This is a genomic window from Domibacillus epiphyticus, assembly GCF_001975785.1.
In the GTDB taxonomy this organism is placed as follows: Bacteria; Bacillota; Bacilli; order Bacillales; family Domibacillaceae; genus Domibacillus; species Domibacillus epiphyticus.
In genome coordinates, this window is the sequence record NZ_MSFI01000005.1 from 36,170 (window position 1) to 54,881 (window position 18,712).

Annotated in this window: 22 protein-coding genes and 1 riboswitch; of the genes, 6 read left to right on the forward strand and 16 right to left on the reverse strand. The window is 41.3% G+C overall.

Translation table 11 applies throughout. The features are described from left to right. The first annotated feature begins 71 nt into the window (after window positions 1-71). The 4 genes from BTO28_RS02785 (at window position 72) to BTO28_RS02800 (ending at window position 3,559) form a co-directional block, all read left to right on the forward strand. A complete protein-coding gene (locus BTO28_RS02785; protein WP_076763830.1) occupies window positions 72-686 on the forward strand; it encodes a nitroreductase family protein in 615 nt (204 codons plus the stop codon). A 229-nt stretch (window positions 687-915) separates the two neighbouring features. Beyond that, a complete protein-coding gene (locus BTO28_RS02790; protein ID WP_076763831.1) occupies window positions 916-1,374 on the forward strand; it encodes a hypothetical protein in 459 nt (152 codons plus the stop codon). 84 nt (window positions 1,375-1,458) lie between these two features. After that, complete coding sequence (locus BTO28_RS02795) at window positions 1,459-2,142, forward strand: response regulator transcription factor (RefSeq protein WP_076763834.1); 684 nt, start codon at window positions 1,459-1,461, stop codon at window positions 2,140-2,142. Next, a complete protein-coding gene (locus BTO28_RS02800; protein ID WP_076763835.1) occupies window positions 2,129-3,559 on the forward strand; it encodes a sensor histidine kinase in 1,431 nt (476 codons plus the stop codon). Before BTO28_RS02795 ends, BTO28_RS02800 begins: the two co-directional genes overlap by 14 nt. Window positions 3,560-3,583: 24 nt before the next feature. Here BTO28_RS02800 and BTO28_RS02805 read toward each other — a convergent pair whose 3' ends face one another. From BTO28_RS02805 to BTO28_RS17400, 14 genes are all read right to left on the reverse strand, one after another. Beyond that, the gene (locus BTO28_RS02805) at window positions 3,584-4,543 is read right to left on the reverse strand and encodes a siderophore ABC transporter substrate-binding protein (protein WP_076763837.1); all 960 of its coding nucleotides are present in this window, start codon (window positions 4,541-4,543) and stop codon (window positions 3,584-3,586) included. A gap of 18 nt (window positions 4,544-4,561) precedes the next feature. Beyond that, window positions 4,562-5,320 (reverse strand): iron ABC transporter ATP-binding protein, encoded by a 759-nt coding sequence (locus BTO28_RS02810; protein ID WP_076763840.1) that lies wholly within the window; start codon window positions 5,318-5,320, stop codon window positions 4,562-4,564. Next, window positions 5,320-6,267 carry an iron chelate uptake ABC transporter family permease subunit gene (locus BTO28_RS02815; protein ID WP_076763842.1) on the reverse strand — a complete coding sequence of 316 codons (948 nt, stop codon included), beginning with the start codon at window positions 6,265-6,267 and terminating at the stop codon, window positions 5,320-5,322. The genes BTO28_RS02810 and BTO28_RS02815 overlap by 1 nt, the downstream gene beginning before the upstream one ends. Beyond that, window positions 6,260-7,210 carry an ABC transporter permease gene (locus tag BTO28_RS02820; protein WP_076763844.1) on the reverse strand — a complete coding sequence of 317 codons (951 nt, stop codon included), beginning with the start codon at window positions 7,208-7,210 and terminating at the stop codon, window positions 6,260-6,262. Before BTO28_RS02820 ends, BTO28_RS02815 begins: the two co-directional genes overlap by 8 nt. Before the next feature lie 115 nt (window positions 7,211-7,325). Next, a complete protein-coding gene (locus tag BTO28_RS17640) occupies window positions 7,326-7,448 on the reverse strand; it encodes a hypothetical protein (RefSeq protein WP_269843852.1) in 123 nt (40 codons plus the stop codon). A 335-nt stretch (window positions 7,449-7,783) separates the two neighbouring features. Beyond that, on the reverse strand, window positions 7,784-7,942 hold the full coding sequence (locus BTO28_RS17065) for a hypothetical protein (RefSeq protein WP_158068778.1): 159 nt from the start codon (window positions 7,940-7,942) through the stop codon (window positions 7,784-7,786). Between the two features lie 233 nt (window positions 7,943-8,175). Next, on the reverse strand, window positions 8,176-9,444 hold the full coding sequence (hflX, locus tag BTO28_RS02825) for a GTPase HflX (protein ID WP_095532636.1): 1,269 nt from the start codon (window positions 9,442-9,444) through the stop codon (window positions 8,176-8,178). A 190-nt stretch (window positions 9,445-9,634) separates the two neighbouring features. Further along, complete coding sequence (locus tag BTO28_RS02830; RefSeq protein ID WP_076763847.1) at window positions 9,635-10,456, reverse strand: undecaprenyl-diphosphate phosphatase; 822 nt, start codon at window positions 10,454-10,456, stop codon at window positions 9,635-9,637. A gap of 51 nt (window positions 10,457-10,507) precedes the next feature. Continuing rightward, complete coding sequence (locus BTO28_RS02835; RefSeq protein WP_076763849.1) at window positions 10,508-10,807, reverse strand: AbrB/MazE/SpoVT family DNA-binding domain-containing protein; 300 nt, start codon at window positions 10,805-10,807, stop codon at window positions 10,508-10,510. An 80-nt stretch (window positions 10,808-10,887) separates the two neighbouring features. Further along, entirely contained in the window at window positions 10,888-11,487 is a 600-nt protein-coding gene (locus BTO28_RS02840; protein ID WP_076763851.1) for an alpha/beta hydrolase, read from the reverse strand. An 82-nt stretch (window positions 11,488-11,569) separates the two neighbouring features. Continuing rightward, on the reverse strand, window positions 11,570-12,388 hold the full coding sequence (locus BTO28_RS02845) for a formate/nitrite transporter family protein (protein ID WP_076763853.1): 819 nt from the start codon (window positions 12,386-12,388) through the stop codon (window positions 11,570-11,572). 121 nt (window positions 12,389-12,509) lie between these two features. After that, the gene (cobA, locus tag BTO28_RS02850) at window positions 12,510-13,256 is read right to left on the reverse strand and encodes a uroporphyrinogen-III C-methyltransferase (protein ID WP_076763855.1); all 747 of its coding nucleotides are present in this window, start codon (window positions 13,254-13,256) and stop codon (window positions 12,510-12,512) included. Between the two features lie 154 nt (window positions 13,257-13,410). Beyond that, entirely contained in the window at window positions 13,411-13,512 is a 102-nt protein-coding gene (locus tag BTO28_RS17395) for a hypothetical protein (protein WP_233129812.1), read from the reverse strand. A 76-nt stretch (window positions 13,513-13,588) separates the two neighbouring features. Continuing rightward, window positions 13,589-13,783: a hypothetical protein gene (locus tag BTO28_RS17400; protein ID WP_076763856.1), complete on the reverse strand. Its 195-nt coding sequence runs from the start codon at window positions 13,781-13,783 to the stop codon at window positions 13,589-13,591. 180 nt (window positions 13,784-13,963) lie between these two features. Between BTO28_RS17400 and BTO28_RS02865 the strand changes: the two genes are divergently transcribed. Continuing rightward, window positions 13,964-14,293: a MerR family transcriptional regulator gene (locus BTO28_RS02865; protein ID WP_076763858.1), complete on the forward strand. Its 330-nt coding sequence runs from the start codon at window positions 13,964-13,966 to the stop codon at window positions 14,291-14,293. Between the two features lie 21 nt (window positions 14,294-14,314). Here BTO28_RS02865 and BTO28_RS02870 read toward each other — a convergent pair whose 3' ends face one another. Then, the gene (locus BTO28_RS02870) at window positions 14,315-15,145 is read right to left on the reverse strand and encodes a methyl-accepting chemotaxis protein (protein ID WP_076763860.1); all 831 of its coding nucleotides are present in this window, start codon (window positions 15,143-15,145) and stop codon (window positions 14,315-14,317) included. A gap of 270 nt (window positions 15,146-15,415) precedes the next feature. Then, a riboswitch (Lysine riboswitch) is annotated at window positions 15,416-15,596 on the forward strand. Window positions 15,597-15,675: 79 nt separating this feature from the next. Here BTO28_RS02870 and BTO28_RS02875 point away from each other — a divergent pair. Beyond that, window positions 15,676-17,073 carry an amino acid permease gene (locus BTO28_RS02875; RefSeq protein WP_076763862.1) on the forward strand — a complete coding sequence of 466 codons (1,398 nt, stop codon included), beginning with the start codon at window positions 15,676-15,678 and terminating at the stop codon, window positions 17,071-17,073. Between the two features lie 57 nt (window positions 17,074-17,130). Here BTO28_RS02875 and BTO28_RS02880 read toward each other — a convergent pair whose 3' ends face one another. After that, window positions 17,131-18,531, reverse strand: a complete 1,401-nt coding sequence (locus tag BTO28_RS02880) for an amino acid permease (protein ID WP_076763864.1) — start codon at window positions 18,529-18,531, stop codon at window positions 17,131-17,133. Between the last annotated feature and the right edge of the window lie 181 nt (window positions 18,532-18,712).

Genomic DNA, 18,712 nt, shown 5'->3' on the forward strand with positions numbered 1-18,712 from the left:
TTTTGTGAATTTTTTATATTAGGTTACGAAACGTAACAAAAAACCACAAAGGAAAGAAGGTATAATTTTACATGTCAAACACCCTAACAAAAATCGATCTTTACACAGCACTTGAAAACCGCCGTTCAATTTATGCTATTTCAAAAGATCATGTCGCATCAGATGAGCGCATTCAAGAAGTGGTTGAATTTATGGTGAAACATGTCCCTACTGCCTTCAACTCTCAAACAGGACGTGTAGTCATTCTTCTTGGTGAACAGCACGATAAATTATGGGATTTAACAACAGAAACACTTCGCGGTGTTGTGCCAGCTGATAGCTTTGCGCCGACTCAGGAAAAAATGGATATGTTTAAAGCAGGATATGGCACCATATTGTTCTTCGAGGACCAATCAATTGTCCGCGGTTTGCAAGAGCAATTCGCTTTGTACGCTGATAACTTCCCTGTCTGGTCAGAACAGGCTTCCGGCATGTTGCAGCTTGCTGTTTGGACAGGACTTGAAGCGGAAGGTTTCGGCGCTACACTTCAGCATTACAATCCATTAATCGATGATAAAGTGGCGTCTGAATGGGATGTACCGGCTGATTGGAAATTGATCGGGCAAATGCCATTTGGCAAACCAGCTGCACCTGCTGGCGACAAAGAATTTTCGCCGCTTGAAAACCGTGTAAAAATTTACAAATAAGCTGATGGAATTCCGGCCCAACAAATAGGGACCGGAATTTTTTTAAAAGAATTACTTGCGGCTTTTTTATTTCTTCGACATGCTTGGACATCACTTTCCATCAAAAGAGTAAAAACTTCTTTTAATTTATTAAAAAAACACATAATTTTTGCATATTTGACATTCACATGACACATTTCTCCTTTAGAATAAGAATATGATTACATATATATACTCAGGAGGATTGATCATGAAGAAGAAGACGATGTCATATGTGATGACCGGTGCGCTATCAATAACAATATTTAGTGGTGTTCATTCTTCTCCAGCTCATGCAGCTTCTCCACAACTTATAAAAGAACAGACAGCATCGTCCGTGACAAGAACAGGGACAAAGAATTTTTCGGATGTCATTGCCAAACAGGCAGCCGCTCTCGGAATTAATATAGACGGTGATGACCTGGAAACCGCAGCGAAAAAAGTACGGGTCACAAAGTTACACAATCAAGCCAGATCGTTAAACATTGAAACGAAAGACAAAGATGAAAAATTACTCCGTCATGAAGTGAAACATGCACATGAAATAAATGTTTATGATACAGCCAACTTCTTTGGAATCGAAACAGCAGGAAAACGGATAAAAGACATTATCGACGAGATTTCACATATCAGCCCGGAAGCAGCTTCACAATTAAATGGATTTTATTAAAAAACCGGCGGCTGAAGCCGGTTTTTTTATGGTGAAACGCTATAGTCCACCATGGATTTTTATCTAAAAAACGAGGTGTTGATCATGCAAACCATTTTAATCGCAGAAGATGAACCTGCAATCAGCCAGGTATTAAAAGTTTATCTCGCCAAAGCAGGTTTTACGGTTTTACAAGCATACAACGGTATCGACGCAGTAAATAAGTTCCACGATGAGGAGCCCAGCCTCGTGCTGCTGGATGTGATGATGCCAGGAAAAGACGGCTGGGCGGTATTAAAGGAAATTCGTAAAGAAAGTACTTGTCCAGTTATTATGCTGACGGCTCTCAATGAAGTGAATTATCGCCTTAACGGCCTCGATGGCGGTGCGGATGATTACATTGCAAAGCCGTTTATCGCGGATGAAGTTGTCGCGCGCGTGCGGGCAGTGCTGCGCCGCTCAGATGATGTTAAGCCAATAGAAAATAATCGTACATTCGGCAGCTTAACCATTGATTTTGATGCTCACCGTGTCACGTTATCTAAAAAAGAAATTTCATTCACGCCTCGTGACTTATCGCTTTTTTTGTTTCTGGCATCTGCTCCGAACCGTACGTTTACACGAGAACAGCTGCTTGATGAAGTATGGGGGCACGATTATGACGGGAGTGACCGGGCCGTTGACTTGTCGATAAAACGCATCCGAAAAGCGTTAGCAAAATGGCCGGCATCTGAAGGGGAAATTAAAACGCTGCGTGGATTGGGGTATCAATTTGTTGTCGAGGACTAAAGGACGGCGCATTTCACTTCTTCGCTACTGGACAACACGATATGCGGTTACACTTGCAATCGGACTACTCGTTCTCGCTATGCTTTCCGTTGTCTGGATCCGCCACACGACGCTTGAAAACAAGCTGGACGTGTCTGAATTTCTGGCGGCAGAACTGGCAATCCGGATCGCTGGAAGCCAGCAGGAAGGTCACGACAGTGAGACGTATATTGATGACGATATCATTGAAGCACATGACGAACTAGCGAAAATGGACTCCCCTCCCTCTATTTTCATTACCGATGCATCTGGCACCATATTATCTGCAAGTGACCAGAAATTGTACAGCAAAGAGTCGTTTCCTGATGTCATATTAAAAAGAGAGAATGATGTGCATACATTTCCAATGAGAGATGATCATCATTCACTTGTTTATTTAATAAAAAAGCCAATCAATGTCAATGATGTCACATTTGGATGGGTTGTCATGCTCCAGGCTGAAAATCAATTTGCTGATTTAAACGATGAATATAGACTTCTTGCACTGCTTATTGCCGGAAGCGGGCTGCTTGGCTGGGCTGCGATTTATATATTGTCACGCCGGCTGGCACGTCCAATCAGCGCAGCAGCCGCTGCAGCGAATGAAATACGAAATGGGAATTATGGTGTGTCACTCATCCCATCAAAAGTGAAAGAACAAGAAGTGTATGACCTCGTTACATCGTTTAATGATATGGCGATCCGGCTTGAACAGCTTGAATCCATTCGCGCTGAACTGCTGGCCGGTGTCACTCATGAATTGAAAACACCGGTGACCTCAATCAGCGGTCTGCTTCAAGCGGTAAAAGATGGAGTTGTCACAGGTGAAGAAGCGGAAGAATTTATCACTATTTCACTCAACGAAACAGAACGAATGAAAACAATGATCAATGACTTGCTTGAGTTTAATACATTTGCCGCGAATGCGTTACCAGTCTCTACTGATTCTAAGGAATTAAATTCACTGACACGCGATGCGGTCTACGAGTGGAATTTAGCACGGAAGACAGATCGAATTTCCGTTCTTTTTCACCCGCATCATCAGGATTTGTTTGTTCTATCCGATCCGGTGCGATTTCGGCAAATTATGATGAACCTATTAAATAATGCCGCTCATGCGATTGAAGGAACAGGTAAAATAACCGTTCGAGTGTACGACAGCGAAGATTACGCTTCAATTGATGTAATGGACACAGGTGTTGGCATCCCTGAATCAGAACAAACCCTTATTTTCGAACGGTTTTACCGGGGGGAAAATAAAAAATTTAAAGTACGCGGGCTCGGACTTGGACTTCCATTTAGCCAGCTGCTTGCACGCGCAATGGACGGCGATCTTGCATTAAAAGAAACATCTTCAACGGGAACAACATTTACTTTAACATCAAAAAAACAGCGCTGACGTGACCGTCGGCGCTGTTTTCCTTTATTCTGAAATTCCTTTTTCGATCTCGTCAGCTTGTGCAAGGACAGATTGAAGTCCTCCGCCTGATAAATACCAGACATTTGGATCAAGATAGATAACGTTATCGTTTTTAATCGCTTTTGTATTTTTCACAAGATCATTTTCAACCACTTGCTTTACAGAGGATTCTCCCCCCACTACAATTGCACCGCGGTCAACAACGAACAAGTAATCAGGATCTGTTTCCACAAGATATTCAAATGATACACTTTGTCCGTGAGTCGATACTTCAATGTTTTCATCAGCTGGTTTCACACCAAATACATCATGAATAATACCAAAGCGTGATGCAGGACCATACGCACTGATCTTTCCTTCATTCGCCAGAATGACAAGACCATTTCCTTCCATTGTGGACGCTTTTTCCTTCAGTGCAGCTACTTTTTCATCGATTGCCGTTAACTTTTCTTCTACTTCAGCTTCTTTGCCAAAAATTTCACCGATTATTGTCGCATTTTTCTTAAAAGATTCCATGTACTTTGATTCGTCTACTGCAAGGTAAACCGTTGGAGCAATTTCCGCAAATTGATCGTAAAGATCCATTTGACGGCCTGAGATCACGATTAAATCTGGTGCAAGGTCGTTTATTTTTTCAAAATCCGGCTCTTTCAAGCTTCCTGTATTTGCATATTTTTCATCTTCAAACTGTGATAAGTAATCTGGAATGTTTTCTTTTGGAAGACCAACTGGCTCAACGCCAAGTTCTGCCATTGTATCAAGTGTTCCAAAATCGAAAACAACAACTTTTTCCGGATTCACCGGCACAACAGTTTCATCAAGTTCGTGTTTAACCGTTACCTCAGTCGGTTTTTCATTGCTTTCTGCCGGCTCTTTGCTTTCTCCGCCTGATGTTGAAGAATTGCACGCTGCTGCGATCATCGCAAACAACGCCATGACAATTAATAATAAATACTTTTTCATTTTATGGTCGTCTCCTTATTAACTGAAATACACGCAAATTTTTTGGTTATTTATTTCTTGAATAGACATATCCATTCCGTAAACTTGTTTTAACGTCAGGCTTGTAATAATTTCATTGACTGTCCCTTGCGCTTCGATTTTTCCGTCTTTTAACGCGACGATGTAATCGGAGTAAACAGAAGCAAAGTTAATATCATGAATGACAATTAAAACGGTTTTACCTAGATCATCCGCCAAGCGGCGAAGTACTTTCATAATTTGCACAGAATGTTTCATATCAAGATTATTCAACGGCTCATCAAGCAAAATATATTCTGTATCCTGGGCAATAGTCATCGCAATAAATGCGCGCTGTTTTTGCCCGCCGGACAGCTGATCTAGATATTTGTCCTGCATATCTTCAAGTTCCATGTAACGGATCGCTTTATCGATAAAAGCGTGGTCTTCTTTTGTCAGCTTCCCTTGTGAGTATGGAAACCGGCCAAATGAGACCAGGTCTCGTACAGACAGCCTCAGACTTAAATGGTTTGACTGCTTTAAAATAGCTATTTTTTTCGCGAGATCACGGCTTTTTGTTTCATTTACTTTTTGCCCGTCGATGAGTACTTCACCTGTATCCGCCGACAGCAGTCTGCTAATAATGGAAAGGAGTGTACTCTTCCCGGCACCGTTCGGACCGATAAAAGATGTAATCTTGCCTTTTTCAATATTGACTGACACATCATCTACAACCGCTTTTAATCCGTATGATTTCGAGACTGAATGTACTTCTACCATTATTTTTTACTCTCCTTTAATAACAAGTAAATAAAGTAACTACCGCCGACAAAGTTTATGATCACGCTCAGCTGGGTCGAAAACGTAAATACATGTTCAACGAGCATTTGCCCGCCGGCAAGTGCGACGATCGATATGAGCATTGACGCAAAGATTAATGTGGAGTGCTTGTACGTTCGGAACATTTCGTAAGCGACATTGACAACAAGCAAACCTAAAAACGTAATGGGCCCAACCAGTGCGGTCGCCACAGAAATAAGAATTGCGACAATGACTAGAAGCCTTTTGACGGTATAATCGTAATCAACACCAAGGTTGATCGCTGTTTCTTTTCCTAATGCCAGCACATCCAGATATTTAACGAACTTTGTTAAATACAACAGCACCACACCAGTAATGATCGCCGCCATAATGAGAACTTCTGTCTGAATATTATTAAAGCTCGCAAACATGCGGTCTTGAATAATCTGAAATTCATTCGGATCAATAAGCACTTGCATAAATGATGTGAAACTGCCGAAAAACGTACCGAAAATTAACCCGAGTAAAAGCAAAAAGTAAATGTTCTGCCCTTCACGGCGAAATAACAGCCGATATAGAATAAGTGCGAATACAACCATAAAGGCGATTGAAATCGCAAAATTGATTTGTTTGTTCATGACCGTCAAACTTGTTGAACCGAGGAAAAACACGAGCGTTGTCTGAACGAGCATGTAAAGCGAATCCAGACCGATAATGCTTGGTGTTAATATCCGGTTGTTAGTGACGGTTTGAAATAAAAGTGTTGCAATCGCGATCACCGAACCTGTCAATACAATGGCAGCGATCTTTTCAGCGCGACGCGGCAGAGCATAGTCCCAATTGGGTCCAAGTTCAATAAACATGTACCCTGCAATGGAAGCACCCGCCAGAATAAATAACAGCAACAATTTGCTCTTTTCACGCATAATCCCGTCTCCTCATCAACAAATAAATGAATATACCGCTTCCGATGACCCCGACTGTAAGACCGATCGGAATTTCGTACGGATAGATGAGAACGCGGCCGAGAATATCGCAAAACAAAATGAATACCGCACCGAGCAGCGCTGTGTCAGACAGACTGTTTTTCAAATTGTCCCCTTTATAGATAGACACAATATTAGGGACGACAAGACCGAGAAACGGAATGAGTCCAACTGTCAGCACAACCAGTGTTGTCGATAAGGCAACGATCACTAAACCAACATTGACCGCCTGCTTGTAATTCAGGCCGAGGTTACGAGCAAAATCTTCCCCCATGCCGGCAATGGTAAACCTGTCTGCAAATATGTATGCAATGAAAACAAGCGGAATGCTGATATATAGCATTTCATAGCGACCAGCTGTAATCATCGAAAAATCTCCCTGCAGCCATGCCGACATGTTTTGAATTAAATCATGCTTATATGCGAAAAACGTTGTAATTGAACTGATAATATTCCCGAACATTAATCCGACGAGTGGAATGAAAATCGGATCTTTCATTTTCACCTTGTCGAGTATTTTCATAAATAAAAACGTACCGGCAAGCGAGAAAATAAACGCGACAACCATTTTTTCAAACGGACTTGCTGACGTAAAAACAATAAGCGCGATTAAAATACCGAATCGAGCAGAATCCATCGTTCCTGCTGTTGTCGGTGACACGAATTTATTTCGGCTTAACTGCTGCATAATAAACCCGCTTATACTAAGCGTGACACCGGCAATTAAAATACTAATCAGTCTCGGTACACGGCTTTGCCAGAAAATTTCCGTCTGCTGGTCGCTGAATCGGAATAAATCAAGCGGAGATATGCTCGTCACGCCGACAAATAATGATGTAATTGACAATAAAATGAGCAAAACAACTAAGTAACGTTTTTTCATGGCTTGTCCTAACCTTTGTATTACTGTCAACAAAATGATGATAGAGAGATTCATTCTCAATTGAAATGAAAAATATAGATGCCGATTGAGAACCGGCAATCATTGTTCATCATGTTCACGTTAAATTTCGGTGAATCAGATTGAGCGAAAGCAGACATTGCTCAAACTCGTCCGGATTAATCCCTTTAGAAGCATCGATAATCGTCTGCCTTCCAATCGAAGTATAGACATATATCATGTTTTACACCTGCTGCTGCTTATGTGTTATCGGATACCCGTATAAACGAAAATACTGGTTCAGCCGGTTTGTCATCATCCGTGAACTTTAAAACAATTTAATATCCTAGTGAGTTATCAAGTGTTTATATCACTAATCCCATTTGACAGCTATCCATTTCATTGTAAAGGAAAGAACTTGTAGACGCAAGTAGTTGTCTATTAAACAGGCTCCTTTACTGACGCAAGTATTTAAACGTCTCACTCATCGAGTCAATAACGTATACTGGCTTTTTACGTTTTGCACAGGACTTTTTTTCCAGCCTTTATATGTTTCTTCTGATTCCCCGCGTATCGTCACGATGACTTTCTCGTCTTCTTTACTCCGGGTGTGGATGAAAATACTTTTGTCACTAATCCTTCCATCTCCGCCATAGCTTTTTTGCTGTCAAATTGATCGACAACGAGGTTTGATGTACCCGGTTCGACGATAATCGTCTTCATTTCGATAAACATTTGTACCTCCCCCCCCCCGCTTAAATGAGAATGATTTTCACACCTTAATTATATTGATAACGATTTTCATTGTCAACAGTAATTTTTCCATCTTTTCCATCTCATAGATAAATAGAGCAGGAACCGAACTGTGTCTTTTCACGAAGATGGCTTATAAGTTTCCTAGAAAGACCAAAAAAGCTTCCTCGCACGAAACGTTTGAGAAAGCTTTTTTGACACTAATTATAGCGCATTTATTTAATGACATATTTTTTATATTTTTCGTAATCAGCCCGGTGGCATTCAACTACCAGCTTTGTCCCCTCTTCTTCATAGGCAGTTTCAAAAATAGACGCATTTTCATTAAAATGAGAGACAACCTCCCCTTCATCATAAGGAACCAGCAATTCACAACGGACATACTCTTTGAACAAATGGCGTTTCATTACATCCGTCAATTTAAAAATACCATTCCGTTCTTTTGCTGATAAATATACAGAATTTCCAACAGATTCCGGGTATTCAATTCCGGCAAGGTCCGCTTTGTTGTACGCATAGATGACAGGCATATCTTTCGCACCAATGTCTGCAAGTGTCTTATCTGTAATGTCAATCATCGTTTGGTGCTGCGGGCTCGACACGTCAATGACATGGACAAGCAAATCCGCTTCCGCTGCTTCTTCGAGAGTGGAGCGGAATGCCTTTATTAAGTGATGGGGCAGTTTATTAACAAAACCTACTGTATCCGCAAGCAAAAATTCTTTTTTATCAGGCAGTGTAATGCTGCGAACAGACGTATCAAGTGTTGCAAATAACATATCTTTCTCAAACACCTCCGAACCACCGCCTTCATACGTTTGCAGCATCGCATTCATAATGGTTGATTTCCCAGCATTCGTATAGCCGACTAGCGCCGCAACCGGCATATTATTTTTCTTACGCTGCTTTCTTTGCACCGTGCGCTGTTCGGAAATTTTAGCGAGTTCTTTACGAAGATAGGAGATTTTCGTTTCAATTTTCCGGCGGTCCAGTTCAAGCTTCGTTTCGCCGGCGCCGCGATTTTTAAAGCCTGAACCGCCCCCCTGCCGTCCGAGTGCAATATACGTGCCCACAAGACGGGGCAGCATATATTGAAGACGAGCCATTTCAACCTGCATCTGTGCTTCTTTCGTCTTCGCACGACGACCGAAAATATCCAAAATTAGCATCGTTCGGTCGATTACTTCGCATTCAAGCTCTTTTTCCAAGTTGCGAATTTGCGAAGGTGATAATTCTCCATCAAAAATTACGACGTCTGCTTCTTCATATTCAATAAGAGATTTTAATTCCTCAACTTTACCGGTCCCCATGTAAAGAGCTGAATTAACACGCGGCAGGTTTTGCATCATTTCTCCGCGCACATCGATCCCGCATGCATCCGCCAAATTTTTCAGTTCTTCCATCGAATAAACAAAATCATCGCCATTATCAAGGTTCACACCGGCCACAATTCCCTTTAACTGCTCCAGTTTTGTTTCGTTCATTGCATATCCTCCGTTATAAAAAAACCGCAGACGGCTGCCTGCGGTTTCCATTCGTTTCGTTATTTTATCATGCTTCTCTCTTACAAATCAAACACTGTCCATAGCTGTATCCATTTTTTCATTCAACATCTTCTGCCACTGATACCGCCAGATAAAACCACACAAAAAAGCAAGGGCAGAAGCCTTGCTTTTATAAAAAGACGAAATAAATTACAGCCGCAAGCACGATTCGATATATCGCAAATGGAATTAGTTTCACGCGGTTAATTAATTTCAAGAAAAATTTAATCGAAAAGAGCGCAAAAACAAAAGCACTTATAAACCCAATAGCAAAAAACGGGAATGCATCTGGCGTGAAATACTGCCAGTTTTTCGTCAGGGAAATCAAGCTTGCCCCAAACATAATCGGAACAGCCATAATAAATGTAAAATCAGCAGCAGCCCGGTGACTCAGACCAAGCAAGACACCGCCTGAGATGGTTGAACCGGAACGGGAAAAGCCCGGCCAGAGTGATAAACATTGAATCAAACCAATGGATAAAGCCTGTCCGTATGTAATTTGATCGACTGTTTCCACTTTTCGCTTCCGTCCGCCGATTAAATCGGCTGCAATCATTAAAAACGCCCCGACAACAAGACCGATTAACACCGTTTCTGTTGAGAATAAATTTTCATCAATATAATCTTCAAATAAAACCCCGAGAACACCCGCCGGAATCAGGCCAACGATGACATGCGTCAAACGAAGACGACCGCCCTGTCCGCGTGTTTCCTTCTTTAATCCAAGTAAATCAATGAAACGATTCCTGAAAACAACAACAACGGCTAATATGGAGCCAAGTTGAATAACGATTTTAAAAGTATTCGCGGCAAACTTTCCTAAAAATGCTTCTGACTGAAGCCACATATCATCGACAATAATCATGTGGCCTGTGGATGACACCGGCGCAAATTCGGTCAATCCTTCGACTAACCCAAGGATGACTGCTTTTAAAAGAGTAATAAAATCCATTAATTAATCTCCTTTTTCTGATTTCCACTCTTTAAAATAGCATGTTTTGAATTATACGCCAACTATTATCCGCTTAGACTGAATTTCGTCCAAAAGCCAAACTGCACCTTCCTTGCTAAGGACAATACCCCCGCTGAATTGCCAATTATCTTTTGAAACGACGCCGGTCATTAAGCACTTTCTTTCCTCAGAATCAGGATGGTCTTCATACCTTTTAAGGATGATTGCATCTGATTCTTTCTCCATAACAACCTTATCTGAAACTTGAATATGAAGCTGGATACGAATTGATTTTGGAATGATGACTCGACCTTCTTTATCAACAGTTCGGCTGATAAGCAGTTCTTTCATTTCAAACCTCCATAAATTCATTATTATACCTCATTTTACATTATTTCACATTAACGTTAAAATAAAAAGAATGTGTATAATTACACATTCTTTTTATACCAATTAGCTGCGGCCTGCACTTCTGTTCCTGTCAGCATATGTCCATTTTGTTCCCAGTGAATCGTCGTATCTGCCCCCGCACCATCTAGCAGCTGCTGTAAATCTATTGTTTCTTGCGATGGGCAAATAGGATCGTTTTCACCTGCAGCCATAAAGATCGGAACCCCTGTTAATGAAGGCAATTCAATTCCACGGCGTGGAACCATTGGATGATGCAAAATCGCAGCTTTTAATGCTTTTTCATAATGAAACAGCAGACTTGCCGCGATGTTCGCACCATTTGAATAACCAATGGCAATGATTGACTCACGGTTAAAGCCATGTTCCTCTGCAGCGTCATGAAGAAATTCATTCAGTTCTTTTGTGCGAAAAAGCAAATCTTCTTCATCAAAAACACCTTCAGCGAGCCGGCGGAAAAAACGAGGCATCCCATTTTCAAGAACATTGCCGCGGACGCTTAAAACAGACGCGTTCGAGTCAATAGCCTCAGCAAGTGGCAGTAAATCTCGTTCGGTGCCGCCTGTTCCATGCAGCATCAGCAATACACATTCATTCTTTCCCTGCTGGAAAATATGTTTCATAACAATTCCTCCGTTCACCTATTATCTCGAATTGAAGATAATACTACAGGAGGAAAGGTATCCCGTCAATTGATTAATCCTCTTATTCCGTTCCCGTTTTCCCAACGATCGTCAGCTTTTTCACATTTCTCGTTTTGTGCGTCGCGTATAAGGCGAAGCCAGTAAAGAACGCAGCGCCGACAAGGTTTCCTAGGGTCACCGGAATTTGATTCCACAGCCACCAGTCTGACATCGTCACGTCGGCACCAAACATCATACCTGCTGGAATAACGAACAAATTGACGACAGCATGCTCATAACCCTGAGCGGCAAAGATGAAAATCGGCAGCCACATCGCCACAATTTTACCAATGACACTTTCAGACGTCATTGCCATAACGACACCAAGTGCCACCATCCAGTTACATAAAATACCTTTAACGAACGCGACGGCAAATCCTTGGCTGCCGAGCGCTTCATATGCTAGAGTTTTCGCTTCAGCTGTTTTTATCACTTGTTCAATAACCGATTGGTCATATGAAAAACGAAAAGATATAAAATAAAGTAACGCATAAAAGAGGCAGCCAATCATATTTCCGATAAAGACCCATGCCCAGTTCACCAACATTTGAGTTGATGATGCTTTTTTCTCATATACAGCAAGTGGAACAAGCGCGAAATTTCCAGTGACAAGCTCCATTCCGAGCAGCACGATCATGACAAGTCCTACTGGGAAGACGAGCGCGCCGACAAGCCCAATTCCCGTCTGAACTGTTGCCGTCATCGAAAGTGTTGCCGCGTAACTTATAACCACGCCGGCAAGAATACTTCTAATTAATAAATCCCGAAAAGGCAAACCCGCTTTCTTTGCCCCGGCCTGGACCATACTTTCTACGACCTGGTCAGGCTTTACGTAACTCATATCATACAACTCCTTGATCTCTTTTCTTTTAAATTATTCTTTCACCAATTATATTGGCAAAAAATAATAAAGCAGCCCTGTTGAATAATATCACAAGACTGCTTTCATTTTGTACATTTTTTTAAAAAACTGCCGCCGTTTTTTGATCCAGGGTTTCACGGCATGTCACCACATCCCCAATAACAATGATCGCCGGGTTTGCAATTGAATGTTTTTTCACTTCTTCTACTAGATGACAGAGCGGTGCGGTCACAACTTTCTGGTTTATTGTTGTTCCATTCTCAATAATTGCCGCCATCGTCTCTCCGCTCCGGCCATTTTTCATTAACTCATCACAAATGACGGGGAGCTGTTTCATACCCATATAGATGATGATCGTGTCAACGGCTGTCGCTATATGCGTCCATTTCACATCTTTTTTGCCACTAATTTGATGACCTGTCACAATGGCAAATGAATTGCCAAACTCCCGATGTGTAACCGGAATACCCGCATACGCTGGTGCCGCAATGCCTGCTGTCACACCTGGAATAATATGAAAGAGAATATCATGCTTCGTTAAATACGAAGCTTCTTCTCCTCCTCTCCCAAAAACAAATGGATCGCCGCCTTTTAACCTTACAACCATTTTTCCGTTCGAAGCATATTTTACCATAAGCTGGTTAATGCGATCCTGCTTCATCGTATGAGACTGTGGGAATTCACCACAAAATATACGAAGGGAGGACGGCTTTGATACTTTTAACAGCTGTTTATTTACAAGCCGGTCATATAAAATCACATCCGCTTTTTGTATCGCCTTTAACGCCTTTACGGTAATTAAATCCGGATCACCTGGCCCTGCGCCAACGATATACACTTCTCCCATGCCGCCCGCCTCCTATTCTGTTCCTGTTTTCGTCTTAATAACGGACCCCTTCAGCTCCTTCTTTTTGCTCGTGGAATAAAGTGCCATTCCAGTGAATAAAGCCCATCCAGCAACGTTCCCTATCGTTACCGGAATCTGATTCCACAGCCACCACTCAGTCATCCGCACCGGGTACCGGAACAATAAACGGTAGTGACCCAGTTGCAATAATTAATTTGTCAAAAGGGACAGTACGTTTTTTATTTGTTTTGATCAACTTTGTATCTATATCAACATGAATAACAGTTTCTCCTGCATAAAGCTGAATTCTGTTTTTTGCATACCAGCTCCAGTCATTCAGTGTAATATCTGAAAGCGTCGTATCTTCCCTGCAATACTTCTGACAATTGAATGCGATTGTAGTTCGGATACAGCTCAGTGCCGAAGATCGTAATATGAAAGCGTCCCGGACATCTCTTTATTATTTCATCTATCGAACGAACACGCGCCCTTCCATTCCCGATCATGACGATTCTTTCTTTTGCCATCTTCCCATCCTCCTAAGAGACTGTTGTTAAGGTTTATTATAAGTAGATCAAAAAAGCTGTCATACTTTATGTTATATATCCTTACATAATTTATAATATGTAATAAAAATTGACATGATCGAGTTACATGTAATAAAGAAATGAGATATAATACTTGTACAAACAATTCGAGGTGAGTATATGACGGATGAGGAAAAAACGTATAAAACGAAAAAAGTGATTACGATCGGCATCGTCAGTGAACTAACCGGATTATCAGAGAGACAAATACGCTACTACGAAGAAAGGAGGCTCATTTTCCCGACACGCTCTGAACGGGGCACACGAAAGTATTCATTTGCAGACGTCGAAACGTTAATGGATATCGCTAACCAGATGGAGGATGGGGTGCGGACATTTGAAATTAGACAAGAAATGAAAAAGAAACCGGATGAACAAAAACTGCGCCGTTCAATGATCAAAGGCCAGCTAAACGCCCGGTTTGGCATTCAAAACGAACAAAGAAAATAAGACTTGCCGCGAGAGCAAGTCTTATTTCTGTTCTTCTATTAAATAAGAGTTAGTCATATCAATGGCTTCCTGTATAGACTGATTGATCTCTTCTATTCCTTTCAATTGATGATCGCCGACTTCTACAACATGATCAATTGAGCTAGAGATAGACTGCACAACTTTTTGAACGTCGCCAATCGACTCTTCAATAATAGATGTAAATTCAAAGATGTTCGTTGATAATTTTTGAATTTCGCTAGCAACAACCGCAAATCCTTTGCCCGCTTCTCCGGCGCGCGACGCTTCAATTCGAGCATTAATTCCAAGCAGCTGGACATTTTTTGCAATATAGTTAATATTTTGGATGACATCATCTATTTTTGTTAACTTCTCTTCAGACTCCTTCTGCTTCTCAGTTAGCTTATTACTGATTGTCACAAGAGAGTTCGCATCTTCATTCATTTTTCCCATATTCGTATTAACCGCAGAAAGAGATGCTTCTACATTTTCATGAAAATCTTTTAAAATCTTTTCATATTTTGTTTCAAGCGCAATACCTAAACCGCCAATCACTTGTTTACTTTCATCGTGAATAGGCATAACACCAGCAGTTAAGGGCATATTATATAGATGCTCCGGTATTTTGACAACCATTTTCTTATTATCTCTTACCGCCACAAAAAGAGGCGTCTGCTGGCTAACCTTCTCACCCAGGTTAATCCCCAAATTAAACTTCTCCCCAGGGTAAGAGCCAATACAAACACCATCCCGGTCGATCACTGTCATATTTGAGTCAATCGGCATAGCTCCTTTTAAAATAGGGACTACATCTAACATGTTCCGAAGCAGCGGATGTATTTGATTCTCCACGTTTAAACCTCCAACTATGTATTTATGGACTTATTATAACAATAGTCAGGAAAATATAACACCTTATTACAAATAGTTCTAGTTTGTTGCGTATTTTGACACAAAACTTAATGTGATTTATTGGTTATTTTTTACCAGTCAATTTTTTCTTGCAATTTCAAACAGGATAATAATCAAAATATTGTAAAAAAATATATTTAATTGACATATATAATTAGTATTTGTTATTCTCATAGTTATTCATATATAATATAAATCCTCATTGCTATCTGATGGGGTGGAGGTTGCAATAATTAATAGTAGCTTGCCTGAAACCAAATGGGGTTGATGATGGTATGCCGAAAGGAATTATTGCCGAAGCAAGGGAGATCCATTTATTCTCCCTTGCTGGGTTTACATCAAACAGGTGTAAAACTGTCACAGATATCATCTGTGGAGGGCTGCGTTAAGATAGTTTGCGGGTTTTATCATACTGTTAAAAACGCAAAGGGTCTATTCCTATGCGTTTTTTTATTTAGGAGGAATGTTATATGGATAAAAAGTGGGGTTTTTGGCTTTTGACAGCTATCGTAGTCGGAAATATGGTCGGTTCGGGCATATTCATGCTGCCAAGCACTCTGGCACAGCTGTCCAGTCCATTAGGCGTTGCAATCGCATGGCTCCTGACTGGTTTTGGGGTATTAATGATCGCATTAGTATTCGGCACATTATCCAACCGTAAACCCGAATTAACGGGCGGACCCCAGAGCTATGCTCAAGCTTTGTTTAGCTCTCCCAAGCATGGAAAAACAGCCGGGTTTGCAATGGTTTGGGGCTACTGGGTAGCCAATTGGATTAGCAATGTAGCTATTATTACTAGTTTTGCCGGCTATTTGTCAACCTTCTTTCCCGTTATGAGAAGCGAGTCGATTCTTTTTTCTGTCGGATCTCAGGAAATTGCCACTGGAAGAGCCGTCACGTTTTTCGTCTGCAGCTTTTTGCTGTGGGGCACTCATTTTATACTGATGACTAGTATTAAAAGTGCCGGTAAGTTAAACTTCGTGGCCACCGCTTCAAAAGTAATCGGATTCATGCTTGTGATTACGGCTGCTCTTTTCGCATTTGAACTGTCCACAATCGGTGATATATATACTCCGACAGTAGGTGCTGATGGTGAATCACATGACCTGTTAAGTCAAGTCAACATGGCTGCCATATCCACTCTTTGGGCTTTTGTAGGCATTGAGTCTGCCGTCATTCTATCCGGACGTGCAAAATCGCAGCGTGATGTAAGCCGGGCAACTGTGACTGGCCTTCTCATTGCGCTTGGTATTTACATGGCGATTACGTTACTAATCATGGGGGTGCTGCCTCAGGATGTACTAAAATCGTCCGATAAACCGTTTGTAGATGCTCTATCCGTTTTAATTGGAGATACAGGCGCAGCCATTATGGCTCTATTAGCAGTCATTTCATTATTCGGTTCTACGATCGGATGGATATTGTTAAGTTCAGAGGTTCCTTATAATGCAGCAAAGGCGGGCATCTTCCCTGCTTACTTTGCAAAGTTAAATAAAAGAGGAAGTCCTGTCAGAGCGTTGACTGTAACGAATATGATGTCCCAACTATTTATTTTTTCGACCATTTCAGGGACTATTAGTGAAGCTTATACATTCCTGACAACATCCGCTACACTCGCCTATTTAATACCGTATTTAGTTTCTTCTGCTTTCCTTTTAAAAATGGTTATAAAAAGAGATACATTCAATCCAGGTGAAAAATCACGTTTATTGAACGGCTTTATTGCTGCGACCGCTTTTCTATACTCCCTTTGGGTCATCAAGTCTGGAACAGCAGATTGGACAACGTTTAGTTTAGGGATTGGCTTATTCTTATTGGGCGTGATTCTTTATCCTCTTCTTATCCGACTTCGATACATTAAACCATAATTTCCAACCCAACATTCAAAGAGCAGCTTATATTACAAGGCTGCTCTTTTTCAATCTTTACTTATTTAACTTAGATCCTTTTTGTGAATATAAGAAATAAATGACTACTCCGATAGCTAACCAGATACCAAAACGGATCCATGTAGAAGCGCCGAGCTGCAGAATCAAGAATCCGCAAAATAAAATCGCTAGTCCCGGTATAAGCGGAACAGCCGGACAACGGAACGCACGCTTTAAATCAGGCTGTTTTACTCTTAAGACAATAACCGCGATCGAAATTAAAATAAAGGCAGAGAGCGTTCCGATATTTACCAGTTTTGCTAACTCGTCAAGCGGGATCAGTGCCCCCATAAGCGCTGCGACTAATCCAAAAAACCAGGTTGCTTTGTATGGTGTATGGTATTTCTTATGAATTTCAGAAAGAATCGGCGGCATTAACCCATCCCTCGACATGGAAAATATGACACGTGTCTGACCATATAACATCACCAGCATAACAGTTGTCATACCGATGATTGCACCAAGGTCGATAACTCCTGCTGCCCAATCTTGACCGGCTGCTTGTAAAGGCAGCGAGATGGGGTGAGCTACTCCTTCAAATCGCTGATACGGGACTACACCTGTCATGATGGCTGAAACGATGACATACAGTAATGTACAAATAAATAATGAGGAAAGAATCCCAATAGGCAAATCTCTTTTCGGATTTTTTGTTTCCTCTGCCGCTGATGCAATGGCATCAAAACCAATAAACGCAAAAAACACAAGCGCGGCCGCTGCAAATACACCATCAAAACCAAAGGGCATAAACGGCGCCCAGTTTCCCGGTTTTACATAACCCACAGCAACCGCAATAAATAACAACACAACCGCCACTTTAATGATAACCATAATGTTATTGGCTCTTTTAGATTGTTTGATGCCAACTGACAACAAAAATGCAATAATCATGACAATTAAAAATGCCGGAAGATTAAAGTAGGTTGTTGCACCCTCAATGGTACCTGGAGCAGAAGTCAAAGCAGCCGGAATATGCAGCCCGAAACCTCCGAGCAGCGATTGAAAATAACCTGACCAGCCCACCGACACAGCACTTACTGCCAATAAATACTCAAGCACTAAATCCCACCCGATGATAAACGCCATAAATTCCCCGAGGGTCGTATAAGTGTATGTGTAGACGGATCCGGATACCGGTACAGTGGAAGCAAATTCCGCATAAGCTAAAGCGGCAAACAAACAAGCTAACCCTGCAATGACAAAAGAAAGAATGAGCGCCGGTCCTGCTGTTAAAGCACCCGTTCCTGTTAATACGAAGATGCCCGTTCCAATGATCGCCCCGATACCCAGCATTGTTAAATCAAATGCGCCCATTTCTTTCTTCAGTGCATCCTCTTTAGGCTGCTTTCCATCTAATAAATCGCTAATGCTTTTTTTACGAAATAATGGATTCCCCATATAAAGATACCCTCACTTTCAAAACATTTCATTATATAAAAATAACGTTTTTTCGCTATAAACTATTCGAAAAACTTTGTCATTAATCATGTCCATGTCTACAACTTCTATTCATTCTCTATTCGAATCAGTCTTATTAAAAGCAGAGACTTAATAACCATTCAAGTACTGCCAATAAAAT